The 16,737-nt window shown below is 71.3% G+C and carries 18 protein-coding genes; 6 read left to right on the top strand and 12 right to left on the bottom strand.

Features of this window, described 5'->3' with window-relative positions:
• Positions 1 to 28: 28 nt before the first annotated feature.
• A complete protein-coding gene (locus ACFRFC_RS11000) occupies positions 29 to 1,057 on the bottom strand; it encodes an ornithine cyclodeaminase family protein (protein ID WP_382680758.1) in 1,029 nt (342 codons plus the stop codon).
• A 52-nt stretch (positions 1,058 to 1,109) separates the two neighbouring features.
• Positions 1,110 to 2,093 carry a TAXI family TRAP transporter solute-binding subunit gene (locus ACFRFC_RS10995; protein ID WP_382680757.1) on the bottom strand — a complete coding sequence of 328 codons (984 nt, stop codon included), beginning with the start codon at positions 2,091 to 2,093 and terminating at the stop codon, positions 1,110 to 1,112.
• A gap of 229 nt (positions 2,094 to 2,322) precedes the next feature.
• Between ACFRFC_RS10995 and ACFRFC_RS10990 the strand changes: the two genes are divergently transcribed.
• Complete coding sequence (locus ACFRFC_RS10990) at positions 2,323 to 3,720, top strand: MFS transporter (protein ID WP_382680756.1); 1,398 nt, start codon at positions 2,323 to 2,325, stop codon at positions 3,718 to 3,720.
• Positions 3,721 to 3,842: 122 nt separating this feature from the next.
• Here the strand turns inward: ACFRFC_RS10990 and ACFRFC_RS10985 are convergent, their stop codons facing one another.
• The 8 genes from ACFRFC_RS10985 to ACFRFC_RS10950 all read right to left on the bottom strand — a co-directional run bounded on the left by ACFRFC_RS10985 (position 3,843) and on the right by ACFRFC_RS10950 (position 9,814).
• Positions 3,843 to 4,298 (bottom strand): VOC family protein, encoded by a 456-nt coding sequence (locus ACFRFC_RS10985; protein WP_382680755.1) that lies wholly within the window; start codon positions 4,296 to 4,298, stop codon positions 3,843 to 3,845.
• 19 nt (positions 4,299 to 4,317) lie between these two features.
• The gene (locus ACFRFC_RS10980) at positions 4,318 to 5,076 is read right to left on the bottom strand and encodes a class II aldolase/adducin family protein (protein WP_382680754.1); all 759 of its coding nucleotides are present in this window, start codon (positions 5,074 to 5,076) and stop codon (positions 4,318 to 4,320) included.
• The gene (locus ACFRFC_RS10975; protein ID WP_382680753.1) at positions 5,073 to 6,353 is read right to left on the bottom strand and encodes an NAD(P)/FAD-dependent oxidoreductase; all 1,281 of its coding nucleotides are present in this window, start codon (positions 6,351 to 6,353) and stop codon (positions 5,073 to 5,075) included. The genes ACFRFC_RS10980 and ACFRFC_RS10975 overlap by 4 nt, the downstream gene beginning before the upstream one ends.
• A complete protein-coding gene (locus ACFRFC_RS10970) occupies positions 6,350 to 6,547 on the bottom strand; it encodes a ferredoxin (RefSeq protein ID WP_382680752.1) in 198 nt (65 codons plus the stop codon). Before ACFRFC_RS10970 ends, ACFRFC_RS10975 begins: the two co-directional genes overlap by 4 nt.
• Positions 6,548 to 6,622: 75 nt before the next feature.
• A complete protein-coding gene (hcaB, locus tag ACFRFC_RS10965) occupies positions 6,623 to 7,408 on the bottom strand; it encodes a 3-(cis-5,6-dihydroxycyclohexa-1,3-dien-1-yl)propanoate dehydrogenase (RefSeq protein ID WP_382680751.1) in 786 nt (261 codons plus the stop codon).
• On the bottom strand, positions 7,405 to 7,713 hold the full coding sequence (locus ACFRFC_RS10960; protein WP_382680750.1) for a hypothetical protein: 309 nt from the start codon (positions 7,711 to 7,713) through the stop codon (positions 7,405 to 7,407). The genes hcaB and ACFRFC_RS10960 overlap by 4 nt, the downstream gene beginning before the upstream one ends.
• Positions 7,710 to 8,375 carry a 3-phenylpropionate/cinnamic acid dioxygenase subunit beta gene (locus tag ACFRFC_RS10955; RefSeq protein WP_382680749.1) on the bottom strand — a complete coding sequence of 222 codons (666 nt, stop codon included), beginning with the start codon at positions 8,373 to 8,375 and terminating at the stop codon, positions 7,710 to 7,712. The genes ACFRFC_RS10960 and ACFRFC_RS10955 overlap by 4 nt, the downstream gene beginning before the upstream one ends.
• A complete protein-coding gene (locus ACFRFC_RS10950) occupies positions 8,372 to 9,814 on the bottom strand; it encodes a Rieske 2Fe-2S domain-containing protein (RefSeq protein ID WP_382680748.1) in 1,443 nt (480 codons plus the stop codon). The genes ACFRFC_RS10955 and ACFRFC_RS10950 overlap by 4 nt, the downstream gene beginning before the upstream one ends.
• A 112-nt stretch (positions 9,815 to 9,926) precedes the next feature.
• On the opposite strand from ACFRFC_RS10950, the gene ACFRFC_RS10945 reads away from it, so the two are divergent.
• Complete coding sequence (locus tag ACFRFC_RS10945) at positions 9,927 to 10,721, top strand: IclR family transcriptional regulator (protein WP_382680747.1); 795 nt, start codon at positions 9,927 to 9,929, stop codon at positions 10,719 to 10,721.
• A gap of 116 nt (positions 10,722 to 10,837) precedes the next feature.
• Here the strand turns inward: ACFRFC_RS10945 and ACFRFC_RS10940 are convergent, their stop codons facing one another.
• Positions 10,838 to 11,620 carry an IclR family transcriptional regulator gene (locus ACFRFC_RS10940; RefSeq protein WP_382680746.1) on the bottom strand — a complete coding sequence of 261 codons (783 nt, stop codon included), beginning with the start codon at positions 11,618 to 11,620 and terminating at the stop codon, positions 10,838 to 10,840.
• A gap of 74 nt (positions 11,621 to 11,694) precedes the next feature.
• Here ACFRFC_RS10940 and ACFRFC_RS10935 point away from each other — a divergent pair, with 74 nt between their 5' ends.
• Genes ACFRFC_RS10935 through ACFRFC_RS10920 form a run of 4 tightly spaced genes read left to right on the top strand, consistent with a single transcriptional unit; the run spans position 11,695 to position 15,695 of the window.
• Positions 11,695 to 12,900 (top strand): cupin domain-containing protein, encoded by a 1,206-nt coding sequence (locus tag ACFRFC_RS10935; protein WP_382680745.1) that lies wholly within the window; start codon positions 11,695 to 11,697, stop codon positions 12,898 to 12,900.
• On the top strand, positions 12,897 to 13,736 hold the full coding sequence (locus tag ACFRFC_RS10930; protein ID WP_382680744.1) for a fumarylacetoacetate hydrolase family protein: 840 nt from the start codon (positions 12,897 to 12,899) through the stop codon (positions 13,734 to 13,736). The genes ACFRFC_RS10935 and ACFRFC_RS10930 overlap by 4 nt, the downstream gene beginning before the upstream one ends.
• On the top strand, positions 13,733 to 14,377 hold the full coding sequence (locus ACFRFC_RS10925; protein ID WP_382680743.1) for a maleylpyruvate isomerase family mycothiol-dependent enzyme: 645 nt from the start codon (positions 13,733 to 13,735) through the stop codon (positions 14,375 to 14,377). The genes ACFRFC_RS10930 and ACFRFC_RS10925 overlap by 4 nt, the downstream gene beginning before the upstream one ends.
• Before the next feature lie 43 nt (positions 14,378 to 14,420).
• Positions 14,421 to 15,695, top strand: a complete 1,275-nt coding sequence (locus ACFRFC_RS10920) for an FAD-dependent oxidoreductase (protein WP_382680742.1) — start codon at positions 14,421 to 14,423, stop codon at positions 15,693 to 15,695.
• Here the strand turns inward: ACFRFC_RS10920 and ACFRFC_RS10915 are convergent.
• Positions 15,685 to 16,737 (bottom strand): endonuclease/exonuclease/phosphatase family protein (locus ACFRFC_RS10915; RefSeq protein ID WP_383112609.1); only part of this gene is annotated, 1,053 nt, incomplete at its 5' end. The two genes, ACFRFC_RS10920 and ACFRFC_RS10915, sit on opposite strands and share 11 nt — an antisense overlap.

Below are 16,737 nucleotides of genomic sequence, written 5' to 3'. Positions count from 1 at the left end.
GCCCTTCGCCGCGTGGGGAGGAGCTTCGCTACGTAAAGGCGACTTCCGTTCCCCGGCCGGTCTCCCGGGCCCTGGCGTACACCCAGGCGGCGAACGCGATGTCTCCGTAGCCGCCGGAGGACTCGCGGAACACGGTGGTGCCTTCGCAGTGGCGTTTGTCGGTGATGACCGCGCCCAGTTCCAGCACCGAACTCCAGGGGAGCTTCCCGGTGCGGTCCAGGTCCACCAAGGTGCTGTGCATCGAGCCGTCCCGCCAGACCTCGGTGAAGTGCCGCTCGTGTTCCACCGCGGTGACGACCACCTGGCCGGCCGCCAGATACAGATCCTCCCCGAACTCGCAGGGCGTGCCCATGCCGGCCACGAACGCGCCGGGGGTGATGTCACCGTGGTGCAGGACGGGACGCTTGCTGCTGGTCGACACGTAGACGATCTCGGCGTCCCTGGTCGCGCCCTGGAGGGAGTCCGACGCCTCCGCGGCGATGCCCAGTTCCTCGGTGACCGCCGCCGCGAACCGTGCCCGGCGCTCCTCGTCACGGCCGTAGACACGGACGTGCTCGATCTCGCGCACCAGGGACGCCGCCTGGACCAGGCCCAGGGCGTTCCGGCCGGTTCCCACCATGGCCAGCCGGCGGGCGTCCGGCGCGGCGAGCACCTCGGTGGCGAGTCCGAACATCGCCCCCGTCCTCAGCCGGGCGAACGGATAGGCGAGGACACTCAGCAACGCGCCCGTCCCGGAGTCGAAGAGCAGGGCCGCTCCGTTGTCCGACGCGAGGGCCTGCGCACCCGAGGCGCGCAGCCCCATGCGGCCCGATCGGGTCAGCGCGCCGCTGACGACCCGCAGCGCCCCGGCGCCCACGTCGAGGTGCGTCGGGGCCTGCGCCACCACCAGCCCCGCGGCCTGTTCCCGCAGCGCGTCCTCGGTCACCCGCATCGCCTGTCGCATATCGAGGAGATCCTCGACGTCCGCACGGCTCAGTACGAGGGTGTGGCCAGGGTTTCCGTGGACTCCGGGGACTCCGGGGACTCCGTGGCTGTCGCGGGTCGGTTCTGCGGGCATTTGCTTCCTCGGATCGGGTTCGGCTGGTTCACGTCCCGTGTCTCACGTCCCGTCACGACGGTGAGTTCTGGGGCGTTTGTGACATTCGCCCCTCACGGTAGTACGCCTCCGCGCCAGGGTGGATCGGCAGGTCGGTGTCGGTCAGCCGGGTGAGGTCGAGCGGCTGGGTCATGGCCGCGAACTCACCGGTGAAGCGCCCGGAGATCTCCGCCGACTTCGCGTCGAGCGCGGCCGCGGTGAGGTAGGCGATCTGCTCGTGCAGGTCGGACCGGCAGAACAGCGCCCAGCCGCTGAAGTCGACCGTCGGCAGATCGGCGTCCACCCCGCGCTGACGGCCCCGCTCGATGACGCCACGCTCCATGCCGAGCGTCTCGCAGTGGGCCAGCACATCGTCGTCGACCGGCAGGAATCGCAGGTCGTAGGCTTCCGACACGCGCCGCCACCGCCTCGTCATGAACGCCTCGTCGAAGATGGCGTCGAACGTGGGGTCGATCGGGGGTTCCGTGGCCGAGTTCATCGCCTGGGGGCGGTCATGGAGGATCTCGCCGCCCCAGCTCTCGATGTCCTCGCGGGTCAGCCCGTACCGGCCGAGGATCTCGTCGATCACCCACCCCGCCGGATGGTGCATTTCCGGGGTCGGCATGGACAGGCGCAGCGGATACTTCTGCTCGCGGATGTCGTGGAGACTCTTCAGCCCGGTCTCCCGCCGTACGGCGAACGCCAGCCGGTCGTCGTGGGGGAACACCGCCAGCACGCTCAGGGGCAGTGGCTCGGTGAACGGCCCGCGTCCCTCGATCGCCATTCTCAGGTACCACAGCGGTGTCGTCACGGCCATGTCGTACTGTCCGTCCGCCACGAGCCGCGGGGCCTTCATACACATCTCGCCGGGGTTACCCGTGATGGCCGCCGCCGTGGAACCGGGCGGGAGTTTGCTGTAGTACCCGGCCATTCCCACCGCCGCGAGGCTGGTGACATCCATCCAGTTCTGGCCAGCGCCGAGCATGCGGAGGTGCACGGCGTCCGTCAGTTCCCTCATCGGTCACATTCCGTTCGTCAGCCTGTAGTTCTAGTGAACAGAAGACACTTCTTCTATACAGGCACCTTGGACCCGGTTTGTCGAGATAGTCAAGTACCTGACGAACCTGTTGACGGCCCATGTGGCGTGATGTAGACAACTCCAGAGCACTGCTCTGTAGAACAGAAAAACTCACCGGAGCAATCGTGCCCTCCGTGCGCTTGGCCGCGCATTCCCTTTGGAGAACCCCATGACCGAGCAGAGCCCCCGGGCCATGCCTCGTAAGTCCGATGTACGCATGGTGATGCTGTCCAGCTACTTCGGCACGACCATCGAGTACTACGACTTCCTGATCTACACGGCCGCCGCCGCCCTCGTCTTCGGGAAGATCTTCTTCGGTCCCGTCGATCCGGGTACCGGGACCATCCTGGCCTTCGCCACTCTGCTCGCCGGTTATCTGGCACGTCCGCTCGGCGGTGTGCTCTTCGGCCTGCTGGGGGACAAGTACGGCCGCCGCCGGATCCTGCTGATCACCCTCGGTATCACCGGGGCGGCCACCGGCCTGATCGGCGTCCTGCCCACCCACTCCACGATCGGCGTGTGGGCACCGATCCTGCTCGTCACGATCCGCGTCGTCCAGGGCCTGGCCGTGGGCGGCGACTGGGGAGGTTCGGTCTCGATCAGCGTCGAGACGGCGCCGGGCGAGCGGCGGGGCTTCGTCGCCTCGTTCGTCAACATGGGAGCGCCGAGCGGCTCGGTGCTCGCCTCCGCCATGCTCGCGCTGTTCGGCCTGATGCCCGAGGACGACTTCCTCGCCTGGGGCTGGCGCATCCCCTTCCTGATCGGCACCGTGCTGACCGTGATCGGCCTGGTCATCCGTATGCGGATGATCGAGTCGCCGCTGTTCGCCCAGCTCCAGGCCAGCGGCGAGGCCGGGCAGAAAGCGGCGGCCCCGCTGCGCAGCGTCCTGACCCGGCACTGGCGTGCGGTCCTGATCTGCATCTTCGGCACCCTGAGCGCCTCGGCCAACGCCGGTCTGCTGACCTCGTACGGTCTCACCCTGGCCACCACGACCGGCGGTCACAGCCGGTCGCTCGCGCTCACCGCGCTGTCGGTCGGGGCGATCCTCCAGGTCGCGCTGATCCCGCTCTGCTCCCACCTCTCCGACCGCGTCGGCCGGCGCCGGGTCCTGCTGGCCGGCTCCGCGCTGGGGCTGGTGGCGGCCTTCCCGGTCTTCTGGATGATCTCGGCGGGCTCGCCGGTGCTGCTGTTCGCCGGTTATCTGCTGGGCCTGGCCTTCGTCCAGGCAGCCGTCTACGGGCCGGTGGCGGCGTTCATCTCCGAGATGTTCGACACCCGGCACCGCTACACCGGGTCGTCCCTCGCCTACCAGGTCGGCGGGACCCTCGGCGGCGGCGTCATCCCGCTCATCGCGGTCGCCCTCGCCGACCAGCACGGTTTCCTGCCGGTCGCGCTGCTGACCGCGGGCGGCTTCCTGCTCGGCCTGCTGGTCATCCCCTTCGCCCGCGAGGGCACCCGACGCGACCTGCACGGGGACGTGGATACGTCGTCGGAGGCGGCGTCGGCCCCAGGTGTCCCCGTCGGCCCTGTCGGCCCCGCCACACCCGCTCGGCAGAGCACCGAGTAACACCGGAACGGGCAGGGGAACGGGAACGGCAACGAGCACAGACAAGGGAAAGGCCGGGCGGGCACCGCATCTCAGCGGCAGCCCACCCGGCCTCACCCCTATCAGCCGCCCCCTCGGTCCCGTCAGCCCTCGGTCGCCTGATCCAGCGCCCCGCTCCACCGCCCCTTCTCCACGCCGTGCGGAGTCCCCGTGTAGGGCTGGGTGAGGCACTCGATGATGTGCCCGCTGGGGTCACGGAAGTAGACGCCCCGTCCGTCGTAATGGTGATTGATCTTCCCGGCCTCCTCCAGGAACTGGTCCGCGAAGTACGCGATGCCCGACGACCGGATGCGGTCGAAGACCCCGTCGAACTCCTCCTCGTCCATGAGGAACGCGTAGTGCTGGGGCGCGATGGCATCGGAGGTGGCGGCCTGGTAGTCGGCGACATCGATGAAGTCGAGCGCCACCGGGGGGACGACGACGGAGATGAAGGGGCCCCAGACCTCCGAGGCTTCGAGGCCGAGGACGCCGGCGAGAAAGGCCGCCGACTCGTGCTTGTCACTACAGACCACGATCGTGTGGTTGAGCGTGATGGTCATCAGATTCTCCTCTTCGGTTCTATGGGCAGAGGTGCGGGTGCGGGCCGGGATCGGGCGCGCAGCGGGTGAGTTCATGGCGCCAGGCCGTCGTGTGGTTGAAGGTGTCCCCCAGGTCCGGCAGTTCGGCCAGGTCGTCCTCGGGGAGGTCGGTCAGGGTGCCGCCCGCCTGGACGATGTCCAGCGAGAGCCGCGCGATGGTGTCGAGCGAGATGGCCCGCAGCACGGCTTCCTGCACACTCGCGCCGGTGCTGGTGAGCCCGTGGGCACGCAGCACCACGGCGGGCCCGGCGCCCAGGGCCTCGGTCATCTCGGCGGCGAGGCGGCGGTCCCGGACCAGGACTCCCCGGGGGTAGACCGGCACGCCTCCCGCGGCCGTCCGGGTGCCCGGAATGTCGTACGCCCCGACGATCGGGCGGATCGTCAGCCCGGCGAGGTCCGCCGCGACGACGGCCGGGGGATGGACATGGACCACCGCCTCGACATCGGGCCGCCCGCGCAGTACCTCGGTGTGCAGCGGAAGCTCGTTCGGCGGGGTCCATCCCCCGTCGAGTTCGCCGGCACCGGCCGGGGCGCCGTCCAGGTCCACGAGGTGGATGTCGTCCGGTGTCGTGTGGCGCAGGCCCCTTTCGCGCGGGCCCCGGCACCGGACGAGCAGCGTGCCGTCGCCGACGCGCAGGCTGACGTGTCCGAGGATGCCGTCCGCGAGCCCCCGTGCGGCGAGCACCCGGCACGCGTCGGAGACCAGGTGCCGCAGGTCGCCGTGGGGCCGGGCCGTCATGTCACCCCTCCGGTGGCGGGTACGGGCCCGGCGGCGAGGTCGCGCAGGCGGTCCAGGGCGGCCTCGGCGGGAGTGTTCCCGGCGGCCAGCCGACGGCACTCGACCAGGGCGCGGGGCCAGTTGACGGTCACCGCGCCGCAGAGATCGCCGGCCGGGTCGTGGTAGAGCGCGGCGGCGCGGGCGGCGGGGCCGGAGAACCGGCCGATGAGCCGGTGACCCGATGCCCGTGCGGGGGTGCCCACGATCTGGACCTTCCAGTCGTACTGGTCGCTCCAGACATATTCCGGGGCGGGGTTGGTCCGTGGGGACCCGGGGTGGCTGATGTTGTGGGCGACACAGGCGGCCTGGTCGACGGCGCTGGTCCAGTGCTCCACCCGTACGTGCTCCTGGTGCCGGTCGCTGTACCAGCGGGCCACGTCCCCCGCGGCGAAGACGTCCGCCCTGCCGCCCGCGCGGCCGTACGCGTCGCAGACGACCCCGTTGTCCAGCGGCAGGCCGGAGGACGCCAGCCACCCGTCGTTCGGTACGGCGCCGATGCCGACGACCACCGTCCCGGCGGCGAGCGTGTGGCCGTCGGTCAGCTCCACCTTCAGGTCACCGGCCTCGCCATGGATCGCCCGTACGCCCGTGCCGAAGCGGGTGACCACCCCGTGCCGCCGGTGCAGCTCGCCGAAGTACCCGCCCACCTCGGTGCCCAGGAGCCTGCTCATGGGGACCGGCAGCGGATCGACCAGGGTGACCGGGCATCCGTACCCGCGCGCGGTGGAGGCCACCTCGGCGCCGATGAAGCCCGCGCCCACCACGACCACCGGGCCGCCGCACCGCAGATCGGCGCGCAGGGCACGGCTGTCGCCGAGACCGCGCACGACATGCACACCGGAGGCCGCGGGCCAGGGCGCGGGCCGGGCGGCGGCGCCCGTGGCGATCAGGCAGGTGTCGTAGTCGAGGTGGCTGCCGTCGGCGAGCAGGACGCGGTGCCCGGCGGGGTCGAGACGCCGGGCGGCGACCCCCAGCCGGAGCCGGAGGTCGAGCGCCGCCGCCGCTTCCCGCGTCAGCAGGGTGATCCGGTCCTGGTCCCAGGTGCCGGACAGCAGGTGTTTGGTCAGCGGGGGCTTGTCGTACGGGAGTTCCGGCTCGGCTCCGACGAGGACGACCTGTCCGTCGTACCCCTCGTCGCGCAGCGCCTGGGCGGCGCGGACACCGGCCACGGAGGCGCCGACGATGACCACGGTGCCGCGCGGGCGTCCGCTCGTGCTTCCTTCTGTGTGGGCTGTCATGCGTCCTCGATCGTCAGCACCGAGACCGGGCAGCTGCGGGCCGCCTCCCGGACGCGGGGCAGGTCTTCCGCGGCGATGGTGTCCTTGAGCAGGACGACCACGCCGTCGTCGTCGATGTCGTAGGTGTCGGGTGCCGCGACCACACAGTTCGCGTATCCCTGGCACATGCCGAAGTCCGCCTTGAGCACAGGCATGATCGGGCTCCTTCCGATGCTGGGTGGTGAGGGGATTTTGATGCTGGGGTGTGAGGGGTTCAGGACTTGAGGGGTTCAGGACTTGACGCCGATGCCGCCGTCCGGATGGACGGCCCCGCCCGTGATCCCGCGCGCCCGGTCGGAGGCGAGATACACATAGCTCCAGGCGTGATCGGTGGCGGTGAGAGCCACCTTGAGGGGGACCCGGCCGGCCAGTTCCCCGGCGCGGCCGGGGGTGTCGCCGAGGCTGCGGGTGCGCAGACCGAGGCTGTCCAGGCCGCGCAGGTCGGTGTCGAGGGTGCCGCCCGGGGCGACGCCGTTGACCCTGATGTCGGGGGCGAGTTCATGGGCGAGGGCGGTGACCAGCCCCCGTACCGCGAACTTCGAGGACACGTACAGGACGCCTCCCCGGCCGGGGTAGTAGCCGGAGGTCGACTCGGTGAGGATGACCGATCCCCGGGAGGCGCGCAGGGCGGGCAGGGCGGCCTTGACGGAGTGCAGCTGGGTCTTGACGTTGACGGCGAACATCTCGCCGAACGCCGTGTCGATGAGGTCCGCGTCGAGGTCCGCGAGGCCCTGGTAGTAGTCGAAGATCCCGACACAGTTGACGAGGACGTCCAGTCCCCCGAACGCCGTGAGCGCCCGGGCCACCGCCCGCTCGTTGGCGTCCTTGGTGGTGGCGTCGCCCTCGGTGACCGGCACCTCGGGCGCGGCCTCGCGCAGGGCCCGGCATTTGGCGGGGTCCAGTTCCAGCGCGGCGACGCGGGCGCCCTCGGCGCGGAACGCGTCCACGACCGCGCGGCCGATCCCCGAACCGGCCCCGACCACCAGGGCGCGCTTGCCCTCGACCCAGCCGCTCATGACTCGTCCTCCGTCAGCATCGGCCCGAAGGGCTTGCCGATCATCGCCGAGAAGGTGGCCGTGTTCTGCCAGGTGAGGGCCTCCAGCTCCAGTGGGCACAGGGCGACCCACTGCCCGGAGCGGGTGGACTCGATCAGCAGCCGGGAGCCGTTGCGGGTCTCGACCCGGCTCACCCTGATCTCGGAGAACTCGTTGCCGAGGGTGAGGGGGTCGCCGGTGGTGCGGGCCGCGAGTCCGGCCCGCTGCTCCGCCGTGCGCCGCGCGGCCCGCGCGTCCTCCTCCTCGCCGCTCCAGTGCGGCCTCACAGGAAGATCGCCAGATTCTGCATCCGGATCACGGAGTCGTCGACCAGGATGGTCCGGCGGGCCAGCTGCCACCCGTCCGCGGTGCGCCTGAGCAGATCCTCACGGCCGGCGGAGACCTGGGCGGCCTCGCGGACATCGCCCCGGCTGCGGTGGAGCAGCACCCCGGAGTCCACGACGAGATGGTCCTCGTCGTCGGTGGCGAAGGTGCGCACATTGGTCACATGGTGGCGCAGCCGGGACGGCGGGTCCTCGGTCCAGGCGTGCTCGGTCCGGAAGCGGGCGACCCGGCGGGACAGCGAGTACTTGTCCTCGTCGAAGTGGGCCATGCCGGGCGCTGTGTCGAAGCCCGCGCCCAGCGCGGTGGTCACCCGGACCGGCATCAGATAGTGGATGTCGTCGGTGAGCAGCCCGAGCCACTCCTCGTAGTGCTGGGCGTCGAGGGTGTACGTCTCGTCGATCAGCCACTGGTGGGCGAGCAGATGGCGGGGGTCGCCGAAGGGCAGCGTGCGGCCGGTGCGCCGGAGGCGGGACGCGCCCGCGCCGAGGGGGGAGCGGGCGGAGTGGGTGTCCTGCGCGCGGCCGGCGGGGAGGATGCCCGCCCGGTACGTGCTGGTCGGCGGCGGCGTCGGTGTCGTCGTAGGGGTCGTCGTAGGGGTCGTCATGATTCCTTCACCGCCGGGTGACTCGTGGGCTCTGCCTGTGCCTGTGCCTGTGCCTGTGCCTGCGCCGGGGCCGGGGCGGGGCCGCCGACCTCGACGGTCGCCGCGGTCGCGGCCGGGGCGCTCAGGTGGTCGGCCCACCGGTTGAGCAGCTCGCGCTGGTTGTACTCGCCGTATCCGGTGTGCGCGGTCCCGGGACCGGCGAACTGCTCCGGGGTCAGCGCGGGCACCACCTCGGTGTCATCGGCGAGGATGCCCATCCGGCTGTTGAGCAGCAGCCTGCGGGCCATCGAGCCGGCCGCGGTATTGGTCAGCGAGACCCAGTTCTCCACGTCGTCCTGCTCGAACATGCCGGTCGAGCCGAAGCACATCAGATACGCCTTGTAGGACAGGTCCTTGAACTCCTGCGGGGCCTCGGCGTCGACCGCGAACCAGGACAGGACCTCGGTCTCGTCCTCGCTGACCGGCTGCCACTGGCGCAGCGAGATGAACGGCAGGACGTCCTCGCTGTCGGCCACCCGGGGCCAGTTGTGCACGAGGCTGAGATTGGGGAAGACGGACGCGGCCGAGATCATGAAGCCGTCGTCGCCGATCACCCTGAGCTGATCGTCCGACCAGGACTTCTTCATCCGCTCGATCATGTCGTCGGGGTAACCGACGTAGCGCAGCCGCTCCTCCAGCGTGCCGGGGGGCAGTTTGTACGTGGTGCCGCCGCCGTTGCCCGCCCAGTAGGTGCAGCCGTCCTTGCGTTTCTCGGCCTTCGGCTCCCGGAAGAGGCCGATCTCCACGACGCTGGTGTGGGTCTGGGGGGTGTGGTACATGTCCCCGGCGAAGTTCTCCGCGCCGATCTTCCAGTTCGCCTTCACCCGCCACCGCTGGGGTCCGCGCAGCTCGATGCCGCTGGGGCTCTGCCGGGTGTAGTAGTCCAGGTAGAAGGCGAAGTCGCCCAGGTACTCGCGCAGCGGCGGGGCGTCGGGGTCCAGGCTGATGAAGATCAGGCCGTTGTAGGTGTCCAGGCTCGGCGCGGGCAGCAGCCGCTGTCCCTTGCGCCGGAACCCCGCCTCGCCGCCGTACGCCTCCTGGTGGAAGGGCAGGCCGACGATCCGGCCGTCATTGCGGTAGGACCAGCCGTGGTACGGGCAGCGGAAGTGGGACGCGTTGCCCATCTCCGCCCTGCACACCTGCATCCCGCGGTGCAGACACATATTGAAGTGGGCGTGGATATCACCCTTCTCGTCCCGGGTGACGATGAAGGAGTCCTCCAGCACGCGCCGTACGACGTAGTCGCCCGGCTGCGGTATCTCGGACTCATGGCCCACGAACAGCCAGGAGCGGCTGAACAGGCGGGTCTTCTCCAGTTCGAAGACCGCTTCGTCGTTGTAGATGTACGCGGGGATCATCCCTCGGCGTACCTCGTCGAGCATCTCGGCATGGTCGGTCATAGCGACCCTTTTCTATCCAGCAGATACTTTCTCTGGTCAGTAGAGCAAATGTGGACTGAAGCGTCAACAGAACAGGGGGCGAGGCGCTCTTTCTGTGGCGTAGTCTTCTGCTATGAAGAAATACGAGGAGGAGACGGCGTCCATCAGCGGCCCAGAGCCCCAGTACCCGATCGAGTCGGTGGACAACGCCCTCAAGATCCTGCTGCTGCTGGGGGAACAGAGCGAGCTGCGGCTGACGGACGTCGCGACCTATCTGGGGGTGGCCACCTCAACCGCGCACAGGCTGCTGGCGATGCTCCATTACCGGGGCTTCATCCGCCAGGCCGAGCGCGGCAAGACGTATGTACCGGGCTCGGCGCTGACCGGGGTGGCCCTCTCCATCCTCCAGCGCTTCGATGTGCGCGACGCCCTGCACCCGTACCTGGAGTCGCTCAACACCGAGCTGACCGAGACGGTCCATCTGGGCATCCTCGACGGCACCACGGTGCGTTTCATCGACGCGATCGAGAGCCCCCGCGCGGTCCGGGTCGCCTCCCGGCTGGGCCGCTCCATGCCCGCGCACTGCACCTCCACCGGCAAGTCGATGCTGTCCCAGCTGTCGACGGAGGACCTGCGCCGGCTGTACCCGGAGGAGGAGCTGTCCGGGCTCACCCCCAACTCCATCCGCAACCGCTCCGAGCTGGAGGGTGAGGTGGAGATCGTGCGCCGGCTCGGGTACGCCACCAGCAGCGAGGAGAGCGAGGAGGGCGTCGCCTCGGTCGCCGCCGCCTTCCCCGCGCGGCGCGGCTCCCTCCAGCTGGCCTTCAACGTGTCCGTCCCCGTGAGCCGGATGAACCGCACCGATCTGCGCCGGATCAGTGAGGTGCTGCGTACGACGGTGGACGAGGCGGGCTCGGTGCTGCACTGACGGACGCGGTGCCTCATTGACGGGACGCGGCGCCCCATTGACGTACGGGCCGCCGCAGCGGCGTACCCGCTGCCCACCCGCCGCCGCACCGGCGTACCCGCTGCCCACCCGCCGTTTCATCGGCGCCCGCCCCCCGCCGCCATCCCGGCAGAGATCCTTTCCGCGGTCGCCGCCAGCGCGGGCACGATCTCGCGCACCCGGGCCACCGAGTACCGCACGCTGGGCAGGGACACGGACACCGCCGCGACGGTGGCTCCGGCCGCGTCGGTCACCCCGCGCCCGACCGCGACGAGCCCACGCTCGGAGCGCCCCAGGTTGACGGCGATGCCCCTGCTGCGCACGGCGCCGAGCAGCACGCGCAGTTCCGCCAGGTCCGGGAGTTCCTCCGACCCGTCGGCCGGGGTGTTCGCGTACAGCGCGCTCAGGGTGTCGTCGGGGAGCGCGGCGAGCATCACCAACCCGCCGCTCACCTGGTGCGCCGGGAAGACCATGCCCTCGCGGTTGCCGACCCGCAGCGCGCGGGCGCACTCGACCGAGGCGATGAACCGCACGGTCCGGCCGGTGCGGACGCTCAGATTCGCGGTCTCGCCGAGGGTGTCGACCAGGGTGCGCAGCGGGGCGAGCGCGGCGGCCCGGACGGCCGAGACGGTCGAGTGCGCGGTGTCGGCGATCTCCAGGACCGGGCCCGCGCGGTAGCTGCGGTCCGTGTTCTGCGCGGCGAAGTCGCGGTACACCAGCGTGGACAGCAGCCGGTGGGCGCTGGAGCGGGCCACACCGAGCCTGCGCGCGGCCTCGGCGACCGTGAGCGGCCCTTCGACCTGGAGGATCACCGCCAGTTGCAGCGCGTGATCCACACTGGCGACGCCGTACGCGGGCGGGTTCTTCATGGACCTGGGCAAGCCGACCACCGTCCTCTGTTCTGCAAGCCAGAATCCACTATCGCAGATCAGATAATCTCCGGCATCGTCGCCGTATGAGCGAACACGACGACGTGGACCCCCCGGTCGATTCCCGGGTGTCCCCGGTGTCTCCGGTGTCCCCGGTGTCCCTGACCGTCGAGGACGGGCCGGACCAGCCGCCGGTGACCGACGGGCTGGCGGATCTCTACCGCGGTTTCGAGCAGGCCCTGCTGGTGCCCCTGTGGACCCGGATCGGGGACCTGATGCCCGCGCACCCCAGGTCGCGGGCGCGACCGCACCGCTGGGAGTGGCGCACGCTCCTCGATCTGGCGGCCCGCTCCGGCGAGCTCGTGCCGGTCGGCCGGGGCGGCGAGCGGCGGGCGATAGCGCTGGCCAATCCGGGCCTGGACGGCAGACCGTACGCCACCCCCACCCTGTGGGCGGCCATCCAGTACCTGATGCCCGGCGAGGACGCGCCCGAGCACCGGCACAGCCAGAACGCCTTCCGGTTCGTCGTGGAGGGCGAGGGCGTGTGGACGGTGGTGGAGGGCGATCCGGTGCCGATGCGGCGCGGTGACTTCCTGCCGCAGCCCGGCCTGAACTGGCACGCGCACCACAACGCGGCCGACCGGCCGATGGCGTGGCTCGACGGCCTGGACATCCCCCTCCAGTACGACATCGAGGCGCAGTTCTTCGACTTCGGACGGGACACCCTCCCGGCGGAGGAACGCACGGCCCCCGACCGCTCACGCGCCGAACTCCTGTGGGGTCACCCGGGACTGGTGCCCGTGTCGCAGTGCGAGCGCCGTACGGGCGGCACCCCGCTGCTGCGCTACCGCTGGGAGGACACCGACGCCGCCCTCGCGGGCCAGCTGGAGCTGGAGCGGCGGGGCCATCCCGGCACGGTCGAGCCCGGTCACGCCCTGGTGCGCTACACCGACCCGGCCACCGCGGGTGATGTCCTGCCGACCATCCGCGCCCAGTTCCACCGCGTCCGCGGCGGCGCCGAGACGGCACCGCGCCAGGAGACGGGCTCCTCCGTCTACCAGGTCTTCGACGGCTCGGGCCGGGTCACGGTGGGCGACCGCTCCTGGTCGGTGCGGCGCGGTGACCTGTTCGTCGTCCCGTCCTGGCAGCCGCTGTCGATCCGCTCCGAGGCCACGCCGTCGGACTCCGACTCCGGCGCGCTGGACCTGTTCCAGTTCAGCGACGCCCCGCTGCTCACCAAGCTCCAGCTGTTCCGTACCCATATCGGTCATATCGAGGAGAACCCCGCGTGAAACTCGCCACCCTCCGTCTCGGCGACGGCACCACCACCGCGGTACGCGTCGAGGGTGACTCCCTCGTCGGTCTGGACCTCGCGGACGTGGGCGCCGTACTGGCGTCGCCCGGCGGTCTTGAGTCCGCGGCGGCGGCCGACGGCCCGCGCCACCCGGTCGCCGGTGCCGACTTCGCCCCGCTGGTCCCCCGGCCCGGCAAGGTCATCTGCGTGGGCCTGAACTACCGCAGGCACATCACGGAGATGGGCCGCGATCTGCCCAGCCACCCCACCCTCTTCGCCAAGTTCGCGGACACCCTCATCGGCGCCACCGACGACATCCGGCGTCCCGCCGAGACCGAGCGGTTCGACTGGGAGGCCGAACTCGCCGTGGTCGTCGGGCGGCCGGTGCGGCGGGCCGACGAGGCCGAGGCGGAGGCCGCCATCGCGGGCTTCACCCTCCTCAACGACATCACCTGCCGCGACTGGCAGTTCCGCACCCGTGAGTGGCTCCAGGGCAAGAACTGGGAGTCCACCACCCCGCTCGGCCCGTATCTCGTCACCACCGACGAGGCCGGCGGCCCGCGGCCCGCGCTGGACATCAGCTGCGCGGTCAACGGACGGGTCACCCAGCAGGACACCACCGGCGACCTGCTCTTCGACCCGGTCCACCTGGTCCGCTACATCTCCACCATGATCCGGCTGAACCCCGGCGACATCATCGCCACCGGCACCCCCGGCGGCGTGGGCCACGCCCGCGAGCCGCAGGTGTATCTCCAGCCGGGCGACACCGTGGTCACCGAGATCGAGGGCCTGGGCCGGCTGACGAACCGGGTCGTCGCCGAGGGGGCCCGATGAGAACCCTGGAACAGGCGCTGACCTGGGTGGCCGAGGGCACGGACCTGTGCCGCGCGGCGGTGGCCGGCCTCGACGAGACGTCGTACGACGCGCCCTCGCTGCTGCCCGGCTGGACCCGCAAACATGTCGTGGCCCATCTGACGGGCAACGCCGGGGCCCTGCTGAACCTGGTGCGCTGGGCGCGTACGGGCGAGATCACCCCGATGTACAGCTCGCCGGAGCGGCGGCTGACCGACATCGCGTCGGGCGCGGAACTGCCCGCCGACCGGCTGACCGCCCGGTTCGAGGACTCCGCGCGGGCGCTGGACCGTGCCATGGCCTCACTGTCCGCCGCGCAGTGGCGGGTGGAGGTGGTGACCGCCCAGCAGCGGATCGTCCCCGCCGGTGAGGTGCCGTGGCTGCGGGCGAGGGAGGTCATGGTGCACGCCGTCGACCTCGGCACGGGCATCGGGTTCGCGGATCTGCCCGGGGAGTTCCTGACCGAACTCCGCCGCGACATCCGCGCCAGGCGGGGCGCCGGGGATGTCCCTGCCCTCCAGGGCACCGACGCCGAGGTCACCGCGTACCTGGCGGGCCGCCCGTACACCGGGGTGATGACGGCCGAGGGCCTGCCCGCCGAGCCGCTGGGTCCATGGCTGTGACCGGCCGGGCGACGGGCGAGGGCCGATGTGAGGAGCACCTGAGATGAGCAGCAGAAACACACCACCCCCTCCGGACGTCCTGGTGGCCGGAGGCGGCATCGGCGGCCTCTCGGCCGCACTGGCACTCGCCCGGCAGGGCCTCCGCGTCCGCCTCTACGAGCAGGCCCCGGAGTTCGGCGAGGTGGGTGCGGGTCTGCAACTCGCCCCGAACTGCACCCGGATCCTGCACGAGTACGGGCTCCTGGACGAGGCCGTCCGGCTCGGCGTGCTCCCGGAGCGGATGCTCATGAAGGACGCGCTGGACGGGAAGGTACTGACCCGCGTCGACCTCAAGGACCTGGCACGCCGGTACGGCTTCCCGTACCTGGTGATCCACCGCAGCGACCTGCACGGCGTCCTGCTGCGCGGCTGCCGCCGGGCGGGCGTGGAGCTGGTGACCGGGGCACGCGTGGTGGCGTACGAGAACGTGCCGGACGGCGCGCGCGTCACCCTCGCCGACGGCCGCCAGGACCGGGCCGAGGCCGTTCTCGCCGCCGACGGGCTCCATTCGGTCGCGCGTGAGCTGCTCATCGACGACGAGCCGGTGAACTCGGCGTACGTCGCCTATCGCGGCGCGGTCCCCTTCGAGCGGGTGCGCGCCAACGGGGTGCACGAGAGGGACGTCGTGCTGTACGTCGGCCCGCACGCGCACTTCGTCCAGTACCCGCTGCGGGGCGGCGAGATGTTCAACCAGGTCGCGGTGTTCCGGTCGCCGAAGGCGCTGGCGGGTGCGGACGACTGGGGCACCCCGGACGAACTCGACCGTGCCTTCGCCGGGACCTGCGACCAGATCCAGCAAGGCCTGCCGCTGATGTGGCGGGACCGCTGGTGGCGGATGTTCGACCGCGATCCGCTCATGAAGTGGGTCACCGGCCGTATCGCCCTGCTCGGCGACGCCGCCCATCCGCCGCTCCAGTACATGGCCCAGGGCGCCGTCATGGCCGTCGAGGACGGCTGGGTGCTGGCCCGGCACGTGGCCGCGCAGCGTCCCCGGCGGACCGGGACCGGCTCGGGCGTCGACTGGGAGACGGCCCTGGCCGCCTACGAGGCGGTACGCCCCGAGCACTGCCGCCGGGTCGTCCTCACCGCCCGCTCATGGGGCGAGCTGTGGCACCACGTCGGCATCAGGCGCGAGCAGCGCAACGCCGTGATGCGGGCCCGCGACACCCACGACTACTCCTTCATGGACTGGATCTACGGCCCCACGGCCCTGACCCCCGACCAGGAGCCCGCGATGTACCGGGCCGTTCCGCTGGACTCGGCCGTCGTCAGTAGCTGAACGACGCGCTCACCGGCAGATGGTCGCTGGCCGTGGCGGGCAGCACCCCCGCCGAGACCGGGTCCAAGCCACGGGCGAGGACGTGATCGATGCGGATGAGGGGGAAGCGGGCGGGCCAGGTGAAGCCGAAACCGGCTCCCGCGGCCTCCTGCGCCGAGGTCATGGTGTGCAGCAGCGGGGCCAGCGCGCGGTCGTCCGTCGTGCCGTTGAAGTCACCGACGAGCAGCATGCGCGCCGAGGGGTCCTGGTCCATGGCGTCGGCCAGCAGTACGGCCGCGGCGTCGCGGCGGGCGGTGGCGAAACCGGCTCCCGGCGTCACGCGCACCGACGCGAGGTGGGCCACGTACACCGTGACCGGGCCTTTCGGTGTGGTGAGCGTGGCGCGCAGGGCACGCGGCCACGGCATGATGTCGAGGGGTTCGGCGCCGGTCATCTCGTACGTGCTCCACAGGCCCACCCCGCCCTGGATCGTGTAGTGCCGGTAGCGGTCGGGCAGTGCCCGGCGGAACGGGTCCCGGGCCACCGACGACAGTTCCTGGACCGCGATCACCTGCGCGCCGGTCGCCGCGAGCGCGCGGGCCGTACCGGCCGGGTCCGGGTTGTCCTCACCGACGTTGTGGGTGACCACGGTCAGGGTGCCGCCCGGGCGCTGTCTGTCGGTGACGGTGTCCCCGTACAGGGTCAGCCAGGCCAGGGCCGGGAGCAGCGCGCCGATGACGGTGAGCGGCGAGCGGCGGATCAGGCCCAGCAGGAGCAGCGGCGGGACCGCCAGCGCCGACCAGGGGAGGAAGGTCTCGATGAGGCTGCCGATGTTTCCGGGGGTGTCGGGGAGGACGGGATGGGCGAGCAGGGCCGCCGCGTACAGGGCGCTCAGTGCGGCGGTCCGGCGTCCCGCACGCCAGTTCGTCCATGGCCCGGGTCCGGGCTCGGGCTTGGGCCCGGGATCGGGCTCGGGCTCGGGCTCGACCGGTGTCCGGGGGGCGGTGGGGGCGGGTTCGGGTTCGGTGGGGGCGGGTTCGGGTTCGGTGGGCGCCGGTTCCGT

Origin of the sequence: Streptomyces sp. NPDC056734 (assembly GCF_042790455.1) — a bacterium.
Lineage (GTDB): Bacteria > Actinomycetota > Actinomycetes > Streptomycetales > Streptomycetaceae > Streptomyces.
Note: the sequence above shows the minus strand (reverse complement) of the source record. Positions and strands in the feature narration are given on the sequence as shown.

Excerpts from the sequence above, each read along its gene's own strand:
- ACFRFC_RS11000 (WP_382680758.1), bottom strand. The coding sequence starts at position 1,057 with ATGCCCGCAGAACCGACCCGCGACAGCCACGGAGTCCCCGGAGTCCCC.
- ACFRFC_RS10995 (WP_382680757.1), bottom strand. The coding sequence starts at position 2,093 with ATGAGGGAACTGACGGACGCCGTGCACCTCCGCATGCTCGGCGCTGGC.
- ACFRFC_RS10990 (WP_382680756.1), top strand. The coding sequence starts at position 2,323 with ATGACCGAGCAGAGCCCCCGGGCCATGCCTCGTAAGTCCGATGTACGC.
- ACFRFC_RS10985 (WP_382680755.1), bottom strand. The coding sequence starts at position 4,298 with ATGACCATCACGCTCAACCACACGATCGTGGTCTGTAGTGACAAGCAC.
- ACFRFC_RS10980 (WP_382680754.1), bottom strand. The coding sequence starts at position 5,076 with ATGACGGCCCGGCCCCACGGCGACCTGCGGCACCTGGTCTCCGACGCG.
- ACFRFC_RS10975 (WP_382680753.1), bottom strand. The coding sequence starts at position 6,353 with ATGACAGCCCACACAGAAGGAAGCACGAGCGGACGCCCGCGCGGCACC.
- ACFRFC_RS10970 (WP_382680752.1), bottom strand. The coding sequence starts at position 6,547 with ATGCCTGTGCTCAAGGCGGACTTCGGCATGTGCCAGGGATACGCGAAC.
- hcaB (WP_382680751.1), bottom strand. The coding sequence starts at position 7,408 with ATGAGCGGCTGGGTCGAGGGCAAGCGCGCCCTGGTGGTCGGGGCCGGT.
- ACFRFC_RS10955 (WP_382680749.1), bottom strand. The coding sequence starts at position 8,375 with ATGACGACCCCTACGACGACCCCTACGACGACACCGACGCCGCCGCCG.
- ACFRFC_RS10950 (WP_382680748.1), bottom strand. The coding sequence starts at position 9,814 with ATGACCGACCATGCCGAGATGCTCGACGAGGTACGCCGAGGGATGATC.
- ACFRFC_RS10945 (WP_382680747.1), top strand. The coding sequence starts at position 9,927 with ATGAAGAAATACGAGGAGGAGACGGCGTCCATCAGCGGCCCAGAGCCC.
- ACFRFC_RS10935 (WP_382680745.1), top strand. The coding sequence starts at position 11,695 with ATGAGCGAACACGACGACGTGGACCCCCCGGTCGATTCCCGGGTGTCC.
- ACFRFC_RS10925 (WP_382680743.1), top strand. The coding sequence starts at position 13,733 with ATGAGAACCCTGGAACAGGCGCTGACCTGGGTGGCCGAGGGCACGGAC.
- ACFRFC_RS10920 (WP_382680742.1), top strand. The coding sequence starts at position 14,421 with ATGAGCAGCAGAAACACACCACCCCCTCCGGACGTCCTGGTGGCCGGA.